The following is a 12875-nucleotide window of genomic DNA, read 5'->3' on the forward strand; positions in this document are numbered from 1 at the left end:
GAGAGTAGGACACCGCCGGACTTCTTTTACCAGAAAGGCCACCCAAAGCAGGGTGGCCTTTCTGCATTTCTGGAGTCGAATGAATCAAGGCCGCCCTTCGGGGCGGCCTTTTTTCGTGCGCGCGGGGACGGGCGGATCGGGCATCGACGTGCGCGGTCGACGGGGCTAGCCTTGGCGTCAGGCGGGCCGTTCGCCCGTCTTCCGGTGGACGAAGGAGCTCGCGATGGACGCGATGATGATGGACTCGATGAAGGGCATGATGGGCGACATGCAGACCATGGACATGTCGCTCATGCAGGCCTGCATGGACGCGTGTTCGGCGTGCGAGCAGGCGTGCACGGTCTGTTCGACGCAGATGATGGACTGCGCGCCGGCCTGCATGAACTGCGCCGACATGTGCAACACGATGATGCGCTCGATGATGCGCATGCAGGGGATGGCGCCCGCAGTGATGATGTCGATGCTGGACGCGTGCATGGCGATGTGCCAGCTCTGCATGGACATGTGCATGCAGCACGCGGAGAGCAGCGAGGTCTGCCGGATGTGCGCCGCCGCGTGCAAGGCCTGCATGGACGCCTGCATGGCGATGCGCGGTTCGATGATGGCGGCCTGATCGGGCTCGTCGCCTAGACTTGAAGCATGTCTTTCGTGGTGTGCGTCCTCGTGGCGCGTGAGGAGGCCGCAGGCGCAGTACGCGCCGGCGGCAGAGGCTGACGCTCCCGCCGATCGTGTCTCGGTCGGCGGCGTTCGTCGTGTTCGGACGCGTTCGCGTTTCGTTCTTCCTCCTCGCCTGCCTTCGGTCGCAGGCGCACGATCCTTCACCCTGAAGAGAGCACAGACATGCTTCCCATCGACGAGCGCGCGATCCGCGCGTCCTTCCTCAACGCCTCCCGCAAGGAGGTCTCCTCCGTGAACCTGCCACCGGGGTTCGCCGAGCTCGACTTCGATCGGCTCGACTTCCTCGGGTGGGCCGACCCGAAGATGCCGCTGCGCGCCTACTTCGTTGCTCGGAGCGACGACGGCCCGGTCGTCTCGGTGCTGCTGCAGCGGGCCGAGCAGCGCACACTCGCGCGGGCCCAGTGCGCCTGGTGCGACGACGTGACGCTGCGCAACGACGTGCAGTTGTTCGCCGCCCGCAAGGCGGGACCCGCCGGGCGCAAGGGCGACACGATCGGCACGCTGGTCTGTGCGAATTTCGGCTGCTCCGTCAACGTGCGCCGTCTTCCGCCGCTCGCGTACGAGGGCTTCGATCGTGAGCTGGCGCGCGACCTGCGCATCCTGCGGCTGCGCGAGCACGTGCAGGGCTTCATCCGAGAGATCGGCGCGTAGGGGGCGAGCGGCTCCGGTCCGGCGGCGTGAGCGTCGGGCCCGGGCCGGTCGGCTCAGCGCGGTGCGACGTTGTAGCGCAGGGCGCCGATCGCGAGCACGTCCCACCGGGTGTGCACGGCGACGGGCTGACCCGGCTCCACTTCGAGGGCGGCGCCGCCGGCGTTCCACAGGGTGAGGGCGTCGCCGTCGAGCGTGACCAACCGGATCTCGCCCGCTGCGGCGTCGGTGGCCGTCACGATCGCGTCGGCCCAGCCGGCAGTCGTCGCCGCCGCGAGCCGCGACTGGATCAGGTGCAGGGCGTGGCCCGGAGCGAACGAGGAGCAGACATCGCCGTGATCGCACATGCACGCCGCAGCTTCACGCACCGGAAGGGGCGAAAGGCGGATGCGGGGCGTGTTCACGGTGGTCTCCTCGAGGTTCGGTCCGATCAGGTTACGGCCGCGCGCCGCGCAGCAGAAGGCGCCGCGAAATGTGCCGACACACAAGCGGATCCGTATGCGCAGGAAGTCGGATCCGCCGGTGCCCGGAGAACGTCAGAGCCGTGGCGTGCGGGGCGGTGCGACCCGGCGGGCGCCGTCCGCCCCGATCGCCTCGAACCCCGCCCCGATGCGGAGCAGAGTGGCATCGTCGTAGGCGCGCCCGATGAAGGTCAGTCCGATCGGCATGCCGATGTCGGCCATGAGGCCCGCGGGCACGGTCACGCTCGGGATGCCCAGGTGACGCATGGCCAGGTTGCCGTTCGCGATCCAGGTGCCGTTGCGCCACCCGAGGTCCGCCGAAGCGGGGTTCACGTCCATGTCGGCCGGCCCCACGTCCGCGACCGCCGGGAATACGACGGCGTCGAGCCCGAGCTCGTCCATCCATACCTCGAGGTCGATCCGCCGGGTCTCCTCGAGGCCGATGACGCCGCCCTCGAGCGCCGGGATCGAGGTGAGTGTGGCGTCGGGGTGGTCGCGGACCCAGCCGGGGTACTCGGCGATGTCGTCGTCGAACCCCGTGTACCGGTCGGGCAGCGCCCCCTCGGGGTGCGGGAAGATCGTCGCGCCGTCGACGCCGGCGAGGCCGGGCAGCGCGGGATCGCCGTTCGCGGCGAGGAAGTCCTGCCAGCCCCAGGCGGACAGGTCGACGATCTCGTGCTGCAGATACTCCGGCGTCACCAGGCCGCGGGTCGCGATCGTGGGCGCGCCGGGCCGGTCGCCCTCGTAGTTCGACACCACCGGGAAGTCGACATCGACGACGGTCGCTCCGGCGTTCTCGAGATCACGTCGGGCGTGCTCCCAGCGGGCGATGATCGATGCGCGGGTCTCGATGCGCTGCCCGGTCGGGCCGCCGATGCCCGGATGGGCGGCCGTGCCGGCCTCGGGATCCGCGTTGATGTACATGCGCGGCACGCCGATCCGCACTCCGCAGAGCGCGGCGGCCGCGTCGTCTGCGAGCGCCGGGTACGACGCGGGCCGCACGCTCGAGGCGGGCGGCAGCGGGATCCACGGCTGTGCGCGCCAGAAATCGCCGCGCGTCTCGGTGTCGTCGGCGACGATCACGTCGAGGATCTCGAGCAGATCGGCCATGGTCCGCGCGTGCGGGACGACCACGTCCATCGTCGGCACGAGCGGCCAGTTGCCGCGCACCGAGATCACGCCGCGGGACGGCGTGTAGGCGCACAGGCCGTTGTTCGTCGCCGGGCCGCGTCCGCTCGACCAGGTCTCTTCGCCGAGTCCGAACGCGGCGAAGCTCGCCGCGGTGGCCGCACCGGAGCCGTTCGAGGATCCCGATGCGAACGGCGCCGGCAGGAAGTCGGCGTTGTAGGGGCTCTCGGCGCGACCGTAGACGCCGCGCTGCATGCCGCCGTTGGCCATCGGCGGCATGTTCGTCAGGCCCAGGCAGATGGCGCCGCCCGCGCGCAGCCGCTCGATCGTGAACGCGTCGCGCTGCGCGACGAGCTCGGCGAATGCGGGCGAGCCGGCGGCGGCGGTGAGGCCGCACACGAGGTAGCTGTCCTTCGCGGTGTACGGGATGCCGTCGAGCGGGCCGAGCGTCTCCCCGCGGGCGCGGCGCTCATCCGCGGCCACGGCCTCGGCCCGTGCCGCGGGATTGCGCACGATCACGGCGTTCAGCGCGGTGGCGGTGCCGGGTGCGTCGTACGCCTCGATCCGCGCGTGATACGCGTCCACGAGTTCGACCGCGGTGGTCTCACCGGCGGTGAGCGCGGCGCGCAGGCGGGCGATGGGGGTCTCGATGACGTCGTACATGATGACCTTCTTCGGGCGAGGGGCGTTTCGGCGCGCTCCGCCGGCGGCGGTGCGCTCTCGATGACCCCGGAGTCGGGCTAGAGGGAGGGCTGCTGCTGCGTGATGCAGTGGATGCCGCCGCCGCGGTCGAACAGCGGGCGGGCGTCCACGGTCACCACGCGGCGGCCCGGGTAGGCGTCGGCGAGGATCTCACGGGCCTGCGCATCGGCGCGGTCGTCGCCGAAGCCGCAGGCGACCACGCCGCCGTTGGTGACGAGGTGGTTGACGTAGCTCCAGTCCACGAACCCCTCCTCGTCACGCAGCGTGGACGGCGCGGGGAGGTCGATGATCTCGAACGAGCGGCCCGCGGCGTCGACCTGCTCGGCGAGGTGGGCGCGCAGGGCCGCGGAGACCGCGTGGTCCGGGTGACCGGGATCCTGCTGCGCATGCAAGAGGATTCTCCCGGGAGAGGGGATGGTCGCCGTGATGTCGACGTGCCCGTTGGTGCCGAACTCGTCGTAGTCGCGGGTGAGACCGCGGGGCAGCCACACGGCCTGCGTGGCGCCGATCGTGCGCAGCAGCTCCGCCTCGACGCGCTGCCGGTCGAGGAAGGGGTTGCGCCGTGGGTCGAGCTGCACGGTCTCGGTGAGCAGCACGGTGCCCTCGCCGTCGACGTGGATGCCGCCGCCCTCGTTCACGAGCGTCGAGCTGATCAGCTCGGCCCCTGTCTCGGCGGCGATGATGCGGGCGTGCTGGGCGGCGTCGTGCCAGCGCGCCCATTCCGGGGCGCCCCAGCCGTTGAAGACCCAGTCCACCGCGCCGAGCACGCCGGGCCGGTCGGCGTCGAGGACGAACGTCGCGCCGGAGTCGCGCATCCAGAACTCGTCGACCGGCGCCTCGACGATCGTGATGTCGGAGGAGAGCATGCGGCGTGCACGTGCGAGCTCGGACGGATCCACCAGGATCGACACCGGCTCGAACTCGGCGACGGCGTGCGCGACCGCGGTCCAGGTCGCGTAGCCCTCTTCGCGCAGTGCATCGGTGTCGCCCAGGGTCACTCCCTCGGCGGGGAACGCCATCCAGGTGCGATCGTGGGGTGCGGTCTCGCTGGGCATGCGCCAGGCCATCGGAACTCCTCGTCATCGGATCCGCGCCCCTTGTTGAACGCACGATCAACTAGCGCTACGGTATAGCCCTATGCAGACCTCGTCAACCCCCGCCCCGCGACGGATGTCTCCCGAGCTGCGGGAGAAGGCGATCCGGGAGGCGGCGATCGCTCTCGCGCACGAGTCCGGGATCGCGCAGCTGACGGTCCGCACGATCGCGGCGCGTGCCGGGGTCGCCCCCGCGCTCGTGGCGCACTACCGGCCCAGCATGGACGCGTTCGTCGCCGAGGTGTTCGGCGCGATCGTCGCGGCAGAACGCGACGAGGTCATGGCGGCGGCGCGGATGGCCGAGGGGCTGCGGCCGCGGATCGCGTCGATCGTGGGGACGCTGCTGGACGACGGCCGGGACGACGTCACGCTGGTGTGGGTGCAGGCCTGGGCCGCCGGCGCGCGCAACGAGGAGCTCGCCGCACGGGTGCGCCATGAGATGGACGCGTGGCAGCACGCGCTCGACGCGATCGTCGCCGAAGGCGTGCGCGCCGGGGAGATCACCGCGGAGCGTGCGGACGGGGCCGCCTGGCTGCTGCTCGCGATGGTGGACGGCATGAACGCGCACTCCCTGGTGAAGTGGGCGCCGGAGGATCGGGCCGGCCTCGCCCGGCGGGCGCTCGCCGCCGTCCTGGGGTGAGGGACGACAGTCCCGGGCCCTTCGACAGGCTCAGGGACCGGGGGCGGGGGTCAGGGATCGGAGTGCGGTGACAGTGTCGGTCACCGTGAGCTGCGGGGGATACAGGCCCATGATGCGCAGGGCGGCGTCGTGGTTGCCGGGATCGGATCCGGCGCACGCGTCCGCCGCGATCGTGACCCGCGCACCGGCGTCGGCCGCGGCGAGCGCGGTCGAGATCACGCAGCAGTCGGTGGAGACGCCCGTGAGCACCACCGGAGCGGATCCGAGGATCTGCTCTAGCGCCGCGCCCCACTTGCCGAACGTGGGCAGGTCCAGCGTCGGATGGGGCGAGAGCTCCCGCGCTTCCGGCACCAGTGCGTACAGCGGATCATCGGCCGGACGGTCGGCGAACGGCCATGCGGCGAAGTACTCGCCCCAGGACGTGGTGCGATCGGCCGTGGGCAGCCAGCGCGTGACGAGCACCCGGTCTCCGGCGGCATCCGCGAGGCGGCGGATGTTCGCGATCGCCGCGGGGAACATCGGCGAACCCCAGGGCGAATCCGGGGAGGCGAAGATGTGCTGCGGGTCGATCACGACCAGCCAGGGAGCGGATCCGGTCATGCCTGCTCCTGGCGCCGGATCCTGCCTGCGCGGGCGAACCAGGTGATGACGAAGCCCAGCACGAGGGCGAAGAACACGCCCAGGTTCGCGTACGCCCACTCGCCCTCGCGTCCGCCGATGAGGAACAGCAGGTAGCCCTGCCAGTTGTTCCACGGCGCGGCGTCGGCGAAGTTGTTCACCACGAACCCCCAGCCGAGCACGGAGACGCCCACGAGCGTCGCGATCGAGACTCCGTCCCAGGCGCCGTAGCGGCCGCGCGGGTCGAACAGCGCCTCGTCGTCGTAGTCCCTGCGGCGGCGCAGGATGTCGGCGATGAGGATCCCGGCCCAGCCCGCCATCGGCACACCCAGCGTGATCAGGAAGGACTGGAACGGGCCGATGAAGTTCTGCGCGAAGAACACCACGACGATCGTGCCGATCGTGAGGATCACGCCGTCCACTGCCGCGGCGGCGGGGCGGGGGATCCGGATCCCGAGGCTCAGCAGCGTGAGCCCCGAGGAGTAGATGCCCAGCACGGCGCCGGAGACCAGGGTCAGGATCGCGACGATCAGGAACGGGAACAGCGCCCAGGTCGGCAGCAGCGCGGCGAGCGCGCCGATCGGGTCGGCGCCGACGGCGGCGCTCAGCTTGTCATCGGATCCGGCCAGCAGCAGCCCGAAGAAGACCAGGATGATGGGGGCGACGGATCCGCCGATCGTGTTCCAGGAGACGATCTGCAGGTCGGAGGCGGAGCGCTTCTGGTAGCGCGACCAGTCGGCGGCGATGTTGATCCAGCCGAGCCCGAACCCGGTCGTCACCATCACGAGCGCGCCGATGGTCTGCGCGAACGATCCGTCGGGGTGCGCGAAGGCCTTGTCCCAGTGGATGCTCTGGAACGTGAGGATCAGGAACAGGATCGTGAAGGCGCCGGTGAGCCAGGTGAGCACCGACTGCAGCTTCATGATCGTGTGATAGCCGAGCACGGAGGCGCCCACGATGAGTGCGGCGACGACGATCGTGGCGATGATGTTCACCGCGACATCGCCGTCCTTGCCGACCCAGCCGAGGGTGTGCAGCACCGTCGTGGTGGCGAGCACCGCCGTGATCGTGAGCGAGGTCTCCCAGCCGATCGAGGTCAGCCACGACACGATCCCGGGGATCTTCTGCCCCTGCACGCCGAACGCCGCGCGGGAGAGCACCATCGTCGGCGCGGATCCGCGCTTGCCGGCGATCGCGATCAGCCCGCACAGCGCGAACGAGACCACGATGCCGATGATCGCGACCACGGTCGCCTGCCAGAGCGAGATCCCGAAGCCGAGCAGGAAGGATCCGTACGACATTCCGAACACCGACACGTTCGCGGCGAACCACGGCCAGAACAGGTCGCGGGGGCGCGCGGTGCGCTGGTCTTCGGGGATGATCTCGATGCCGTTGCGTTCGATCAGCGCCGGTGAGACCGGCCGGGCGTCGGGTGCGATGCGTGACATGATGCTGCCTCCGGGGAAGGTCGCGGGGTCGCGGATTTCCTCCATCCTGGCACTCGCGCGGATCCGACGGCGCGATACGATATCGGCGACTCGTTGATCCGGCGCGGCGTTCTTGCTCGTCGCCGGGCGCCTCGGGGCTTCCGGGTCGAAAGGATCCGCCATGGACGCCGCGCGCATGCATGCCGCCTCGCCCGAATCCGCCGCGATCGTCGACTCCGTGCTCGACTACTCGCGCCGCCGGATGCTCGCCACCGATGTGCCGCTGGACAAGCCGCAGCCCGAGGCCGAGCTGCGCCGGCTCGTCGGCACCACCATCACCGACGCGGGCCTCGGCGCGCCGCGCGCGCTGAGCGTGTTCGAGCACATCCTCGCGCCGGCCTGCCTCACCACCAGTCATCCCTCGTATCTGTCGTTCATCCCGACCGCGCCGACCATGGCCGCGATCGCGTTCGACCTCGTCGTGTCGGCCTCGGGCCTCTACGGCGGCAGCTGGCTGGAGGGCGCCGGCGCCGTGCACGCCGAGAACGAGGTGCTGTCCTGGCTCGCCGCCGAGTTCGGATTGCCCGAGACCGCCGGCGGCGTGTTCGTGCAGGGCGGCACGATCGGCAACCTCTCCGCGCTCGCCGCGGCCCGGGAGCACGCGAAGGCCGTGCTGCTCGAGTCGGGGCGGGAGCTGCCGCCGCGGTGGAAGCTCGTCTGCAGCATCGAGGCGCACTCCTCGAACAAGTCGGCGGCGAAGATCATGGACGTCGACGTGGTCGCCGTGCCCGCCGGATCCGACGGGAGCCTGCATCCGGACGCCGTGCGTGCCGCTCTCGCGGAGCATGGCGAGGCGGTGTTCGCGGTCGTCGCGACGGCCGGATCCACCAACTTCGGCATCGTGGACGACATCGCGGGGATCGCGGCGCTCAAGGAGGAGTTCGACTTCTGGCTGCACGTGGATGGCGCGTACGGCCTGACCGCGATGCTCGCGCCCGAGGCCCGCGCCTGGTTCGCCGGCGTGGAGCGCGCGGAATCGCTCATCGTGGATCCGCACAAGTGGCTGTTCGCGCCGTTCGACTGCTGCGCGCTGCTGTACCGCGACCCGGAGAACGGCCGTCGCGCGCACACCCAGCACGCGGAGTATCTGGACACCCTCACCGATACCGACGAGTTCAGCCCCTCCGACTACTCGATCCAGCTCACCCGGCGCCCGCGCGGGCTGCCGCTGTGGTTCTCCCTGGCCACCTACGGCGTCGACGCCTACCGCGCCGCGGTGAGCGCGACGCTGGCTCTCACCCGCCGGATCGCGGCGGAGATCGCGGCGCGGCCGGAACTGCGGCTGGTGCGCGACCCCCAACTGTCGGTCGTGGTGTTCGAGCGCGACGGCTGGGAGCGTGCCGACTACGTGCGCTGGTCGGACGAGCTGCTGCAGTCGCAGCGCGCGCTGGTCGTGCCGAGCTCGCACGCGGGCCGCACCAACACGCGCTTCGCGATCGTGAACCCGCTCACCACCTTCGAGGACCTCGTCGGGATCCTGGACACGATGCGCTGAGCCCGGTGGTGTGCCCGCTCCGCGATCGGTCTGTCGGGCGCGCGGTCCCCCGCAGACGCTCCCTCGCGGGCTCGGGAGCGTCTGCTCCCGCCCGACCCGATGCCTGCGCGCCCGACGACCGATCGCTGCGCTCCGGTTCCCCCTATCGGGCGCTGCGCGCCGGACGCGGCGAAAGCGGATCCTCAGGCGGCGAAGAAGGCCTTCGCGACGGTGGCGAGGTCGTGCAGGTCGCGCACGCCGGCGAGTTCGCGGGCGGAGTGCATGGACAGGATGGGGATGCCGACGTCGACCGTGCGGATCCCGAGCCTCGTCGCGGTGAGCGGGCCGATCGTGGTGCCGCACGGCACATCGTTGTTCGAGACGAACTCCTGCGTGACGACACCGGCGGCGTCGCACCAGCCGTGCCAGGCCGCCGCGCCGACGGCATCGGTGGCGTAGCGCTGGTTCGCGTTGATCTTCAGGATCGGGCCGGATCCGAGCACCGGCTGCACCACCGGATCGTGCTTGCCGACGTAGTTCGGGTGCACCGAGTGGCCGACGTCGCTGGACAGGCACCACGAGGCCGCGTAGGCGCGGCGCACGTCGACGGCATCGGCGCCGAGGCCGGCGTAGATCCGTTCCAGGACGTCCTCCAGGATCGGTCCTGCCGCGCCGGAGCGGGATTCGGATCCGAGCTCCTCGTGGTCGAACGCGGCGAGCACGGCGATCCTGTCCGGATCACCGTGGGCCGCGATCTCGCCGAGGGCGACCACTCCGGCGTGCACCGAGGCGAGGTTGTCGAGGCGTCCGCTCGCGAAGAACGCGTCGTCCTTTCCGAAGATCGCGCCCCGCGCGCTGTCGGCGACCACGGCGTCGAACCCGCGGATCTCGAGGGGATCCACGCCCGCGGCGTCGGCGAGTTCGGCGAGCAGATCAGACTCGACCGGGTCGCCCAGGCCCCACACCGGCTGCGTCTCGAACTGCTTGTCGAGGGCGAGGCCGTTGTTGTTCACGCCGCGGTCGAGGTGGATCGCGAGCTGTGGGAGGCGCAGCAGCGCACCGGTCGCGGCGAGCACGACGCGTCCGTCGGCCAGCGCCAGGCGTCCGGCCAGGCGCAGTTCGCGGTCGAGCCACGAGTTGAGCAGCGGCCCGCCGTACACCTCGACGGCGGCCTGCAGCCAGCCCTTCGCGCCGATGGTCGGGCGAGGCTTGAGCTTGAACCCGGGGGAGTCGGTGTGCGCGCCGAGCACGTGCGTCGGCGTGGTGGCTGCGGCCTTCGCGGGAACGACCCAGGCGATCGCCGCGCCGTCGCGCACGATCACGAAGCGCCCGCCGGCCTGCGCGGGCCAGGCCTCGGTCTCGTCGAGCCGGGTGAAGCCCTGCGCCACGAGGCGCCGGGCGACCTCCTCGGCCGCGTGGTAGCTGGACGGCGACGCCGCGACGAAGTCGGCCAGATCCTCGGCGTGCGTGCGGGCGTGGGCGAGGTGGGACATCGGGATCCTTCCGGGGCGGCGGCGCCGGCGCGGGAGCGCCGCAGAACTCCTTCGATCGTAGTCGCGGGACCGCACGTGACTGCGGAGACCACGAAGGGAGCGGATCCTCACGGAGCGCTCCCTGCACTTTCAGTCTACCCGCGGGGTGGGGGCTTGCGGCAAGGGCCCCCCGCGGGGGCAGACTGGGTGGCTTCGCCCAGGAATCGGAGGATCCGTGCGCCCTGAATCCACCCCTGAAACCACCCCTGAAACCACCCGCGGGACTGCCACGCAGACAGGCTCCGTCTTCGCGCTGCCGCCCGCGCTCGCCCGCAAGGCCGACCCGGCCCTCATCGCCGCCGACGACGCCCACCTTGCCGCGATCCGCGATCGCCTCGCCGAGGAGATCGTCGCGCTCGAGACTCGACTCGCCGGTCTTCGCGCCGCGCACGCCCGGCCCGGGCAGGAGGCGCTGGACCGCGATCTCGAGATCCACCGCTCCACGTCGCGGCTGCAGCTGCTGCGCCGCTTCGGCGTCGATCTGTGCCTCGGCCGGATGGTTGCCGCCGACCCGGCGGACCGCGATCCCGAGACCGTCTACATCGGCCGGATCGGCCTGTCCGACGCGCGCGGCCGGCGCCTGCTGGTCGACTGGCGCGCCCCGGCGGCCGAGCCGTTCTTCGCCGCCACTCATGCCGATCCGCAGGGCCTGATCAGCCGCCGTCGGTACCGGTGGGCGTCGCGGCGGATCACCGACTACTGGGACGAGGTGTTCGACCCCGACGGGCTCGAGGGCGCGGCCGCGCTCGATGACCAGTCCGCGTTCATCGCGAGCCTCGGCGCCTCGCGTTCGCCGCGGATGCGCGACGTGCTGAGCACGATCCAGGCCGACCAGGATGCGATCATCCGCGCCTCCTCGCGCGGCGCACTCGTCGTCGACGGCGGCCCCGGCACCGGCAAGACCGTGGTCGCGCTGCACCGCGCCGCCTACCTGATGCACGCAGAGCAGCGGCTGAGCCACGGCGGGATCCTGTTCGTCGGACCGCACCGCCCCTACCTCGCCTACGTCGAAGACGTGCTGCCCAGCCTCGGCGAGGACAGCGTGCGGGTCTGCACGCTCGCCGACCTGGCACCCGAGGGACGGGCGGGGGATCGCATGCCCGAGGAGCAGGATCCGCACGCGCGGGCGCTGAAATCGGGGATGCGGCTGCTCGACGCGGTGACCGCGGCGGTCCGCTACCACGAGCACGCGCCCGCGGATCCGCTGCTCGTGGAGACGCCCTGGCGCGATGTGGTGGTCGAACCGTCGGTGTGGAGCGCGGCGTTCGACGCGCCAGAGCCCGGTCTCGCGCACAACGAGGCCCGCGATGTCGCGTGGGAGGCGCTGATCGCTGCGCTCGTCGAGGACGACGCCGACGAGGACGTGCCGCCGCACCTGCTCGACCGGGCGCTGCGGCAGAGCGGTGCGCTGCAGCGTGCGTTCGTCGCGGCGTGGCCGGTGCTGGATCCGGCGGGCGTCGTCGCCGACCTGTGGGAGATCCCGGCCTACCTGCGGATCTGCGCGCCATGGCTGAGCGACGAAGAACGGGCGGTGCTGCACCGGGCGGATCCGCGCGCCTGGACCCGGCAGGATCTGCCGCTGCTCGATGCCGCCCGTGCGCTCACGGGTGATCCTGCCGGATCCCGCACGCGGCGGCGTCAGGAGGCGGTCACCGCCGAGGAGAGGGAGTATCGCGAGCGCGTGCTGGACGAACTGCTCGCCGCGGACGACGACAGGGAGAGCGAGGTCACCGGATTCTTCTTCGGGGAGGAGAGCGCGGGCGTGCGGGAGATGCTGCTCGACGAGGAGGCGCTGCCGCGCCTGGATGCGGACGGGCTGACCGGCCCGTTCGCGCACGTGATCGTCGACGAGGCGCAGGAGCTCAGCGACGCGGAGTGGACGATGCTGCTGCGCCGGGTGCCCTCGCGCAGCCTGACGATCGTCGGCGATCGCGCCCAGGCCCGACACGGCTTCGGCGAGACGTGGGCAGAGCGGCTCGAGCGGATCGGGCTGCGCCGGATCGAGCAGGCGTCGCTGCGCATCAACTACCGCACGCCCGAGGAGGTCATGGCGGAGGCCGCTCCTGTCATCCTCGCGGCGCTGCCCGACGCGAACGTGCCGACGTCCGTGCGGTCCAGCGGGGTGCCGGTGCGGCGCGCCGCCGTCGCCGAACGCGACGCGATCCTGGCCGCATGGCTCGACGCGCGTGAGGAGGGCCTCGCGTGCGTGATCGGCGACGAGCGGCCGTTCCTGGATGCGCGAGGGGGCGCACATCCTCGGGTGCGGGTGCTCACGCCCGTGACCGCGAAGGGGCTCGAGTTCGATCTGGTCGTGCTGGTGGATCCGGCCGCCTTCGGGACCGGGATCGAAGGCGCCGTGGACCGCTACGTCTCGATGACCCGCGCGACGCAGCAACTCGTGGTGCTGTTGTGA

General features: G+C 71.4%; 11 protein-coding genes. 5 read left to right on the forward strand and 6 right to left on the reverse strand.

The window, feature by feature from the left end; genetic code table 11:
- The first annotated feature begins 223 nt into the window (after positions 1-223).
- On the forward strand, positions 224-613 hold the full coding sequence (locus ABD882_RS10035) for a four-helix bundle copper-binding protein (protein WP_345186570.1): 390 nt from the start codon (positions 224-226) through the stop codon (positions 611-613).
- A 227-nt stretch (positions 614-840) separates the two neighbouring features.
- The gene (locus ABD882_RS10040; RefSeq protein ID WP_345186571.1) at positions 841-1329 is read left to right on the forward strand and encodes an FBP domain-containing protein; all 489 of its coding nucleotides are present in this window, start codon (positions 841-843) and stop codon (positions 1327-1329) included.
- Between the two features lie 53 nt (positions 1330-1382).
- Here ABD882_RS10040 and ABD882_RS10045 read toward each other — a convergent pair whose 3' ends face one another.
- The 3 genes from ABD882_RS10045 to ABD882_RS10055 all read right to left on the reverse strand — a co-directional run bounded on the left by ABD882_RS10045 (position 1383) and on the right by ABD882_RS10055 (position 4684).
- Positions 1383-1730, reverse strand: coding sequence for a hypothetical protein (locus ABD882_RS10045; RefSeq protein WP_345186573.1), 348 nt, complete (start codon positions 1728-1730; stop codon positions 1383-1385).
- A 132-nt stretch (positions 1731-1862) separates the two neighbouring features.
- Positions 1863-3578 carry an amidase gene (locus ABD882_RS10050; protein ID WP_345186575.1) on the reverse strand — a complete coding sequence of 572 codons (1716 nt, stop codon included), beginning with the start codon at positions 3576-3578 and terminating at the stop codon, positions 1863-1865.
- A gap of 77 nt (positions 3579-3655) precedes the next feature.
- Entirely contained in the window at positions 3656-4684 is a 1029-nt protein-coding gene (locus ABD882_RS10055) for an agmatine deiminase family protein (RefSeq protein ID WP_345186576.1), read from the reverse strand.
- Between the two features lie 70 nt (positions 4685-4754).
- Between ABD882_RS10055 and ABD882_RS10060 the strand changes: the two genes are divergently transcribed.
- Positions 4755-5351, forward strand: a complete 597-nt coding sequence (locus ABD882_RS10060; RefSeq protein ID WP_345186578.1) for a TetR/AcrR family transcriptional regulator — start codon at positions 4755-4757, stop codon at positions 5349-5351.
- A 30-nt stretch (positions 5352-5381) separates the two neighbouring features.
- Here the strand turns inward: ABD882_RS10060 and ABD882_RS10065 are convergent, their stop codons facing one another.
- Positions 5382-5951, reverse strand: a complete 570-nt coding sequence (locus ABD882_RS10065) for a cysteine hydrolase family protein (protein WP_345186580.1) — start codon at positions 5949-5951, stop codon at positions 5382-5384.
- Complete coding sequence (locus tag ABD882_RS10070; RefSeq protein ID WP_345186582.1) at positions 5948-7417, reverse strand: purine-cytosine permease family protein; 1470 nt, start codon at positions 7415-7417, stop codon at positions 5948-5950. Before ABD882_RS10070 ends, ABD882_RS10065 begins: the two co-directional genes overlap by 4 nt.
- 160 nt (positions 7418-7577) lie before the next feature.
- Between ABD882_RS10070 and ABD882_RS10075 the strand changes: the two genes are divergently transcribed.
- Positions 7578-8951, forward strand: a complete 1374-nt coding sequence (locus ABD882_RS10075; protein ID WP_345186584.1) for a pyridoxal phosphate-dependent decarboxylase family protein — start codon at positions 7578-7580, stop codon at positions 8949-8951.
- A gap of 182 nt (positions 8952-9133) precedes the next feature.
- On the opposite strand, the gene ABD882_RS10080 is transcribed toward ABD882_RS10075, so the two are convergent.
- Positions 9134-10423, reverse strand: coding sequence for a M18 family aminopeptidase (locus tag ABD882_RS10080; protein ID WP_345186587.1), 1290 nt, complete (start codon positions 10421-10423; stop codon positions 9134-9136).
- A gap of 214 nt (positions 10424-10637) precedes the next feature.
- Here ABD882_RS10080 and helR point away from each other — a divergent pair, with 214 nt between their 5' ends.
- A complete protein-coding gene (gene helR / locus ABD882_RS10085; protein WP_345186589.1) occupies positions 10638-12875 on the forward strand; it encodes an RNA polymerase recycling motor ATPase HelR in 2238 nt (745 codons plus the stop codon).

The organism is Microbacterium panaciterrae, assembly GCF_039541635.1.
Taxonomy (GTDB): domain Bacteria; phylum Actinomycetota; class Actinomycetes; order Actinomycetales; family Microbacteriaceae; genus Microbacterium; species Microbacterium panaciterrae.

Bases quoted from the DNA above. Each gene is read 5' to 3' on its own strand.
- ABD882_RS10035 (WP_345186570.1), top strand. From the start codon at position 224: ATGGACGCGATGATGATGGACTCGATGAAGGGCATGATGGGCGACATG.
- ABD882_RS10040 (WP_345186571.1), top strand. From the start codon at position 841: ATGCTTCCCATCGACGAGCGCGCGATCCGCGCGTCCTTCCTCAACGCC.
- ABD882_RS10050 (WP_345186575.1), bottom strand. From the start codon at position 3,578: ATGTACGACGTCATCGAGACCCCCATCGCCCGCCTGCGCGCCGCGCTC.
- ABD882_RS10055 (WP_345186576.1), bottom strand. From the start codon at position 4,684: ATGGCCTGGCGCATGCCCAGCGAGACCGCACCCCACGATCGCACCTGG.
- ABD882_RS10060 (WP_345186578.1), top strand. From the start codon at position 4,755: ATGCAGACCTCGTCAACCCCCGCCCCGCGACGGATGTCTCCCGAGCTG.
- ABD882_RS10065 (WP_345186580.1), bottom strand. From the start codon at position 5,951: ATGACCGGATCCGCTCCCTGGCTGGTCGTGATCGACCCGCAGCACATC.
- ABD882_RS10070 (WP_345186582.1), bottom strand. From the start codon at position 7,417: ATGTCACGCATCGCACCCGACGCCCGGCCGGTCTCACCGGCGCTGATC.
- ABD882_RS10075 (WP_345186584.1), top strand. From the start codon at position 7,578: ATGGACGCCGCGCGCATGCATGCCGCCTCGCCCGAATCCGCCGCGATC.
- ABD882_RS10080 (WP_345186587.1), bottom strand. From the start codon at position 10,423: ATGTCCCACCTCGCCCACGCCCGCACGCACGCCGAGGATCTGGCCGAC.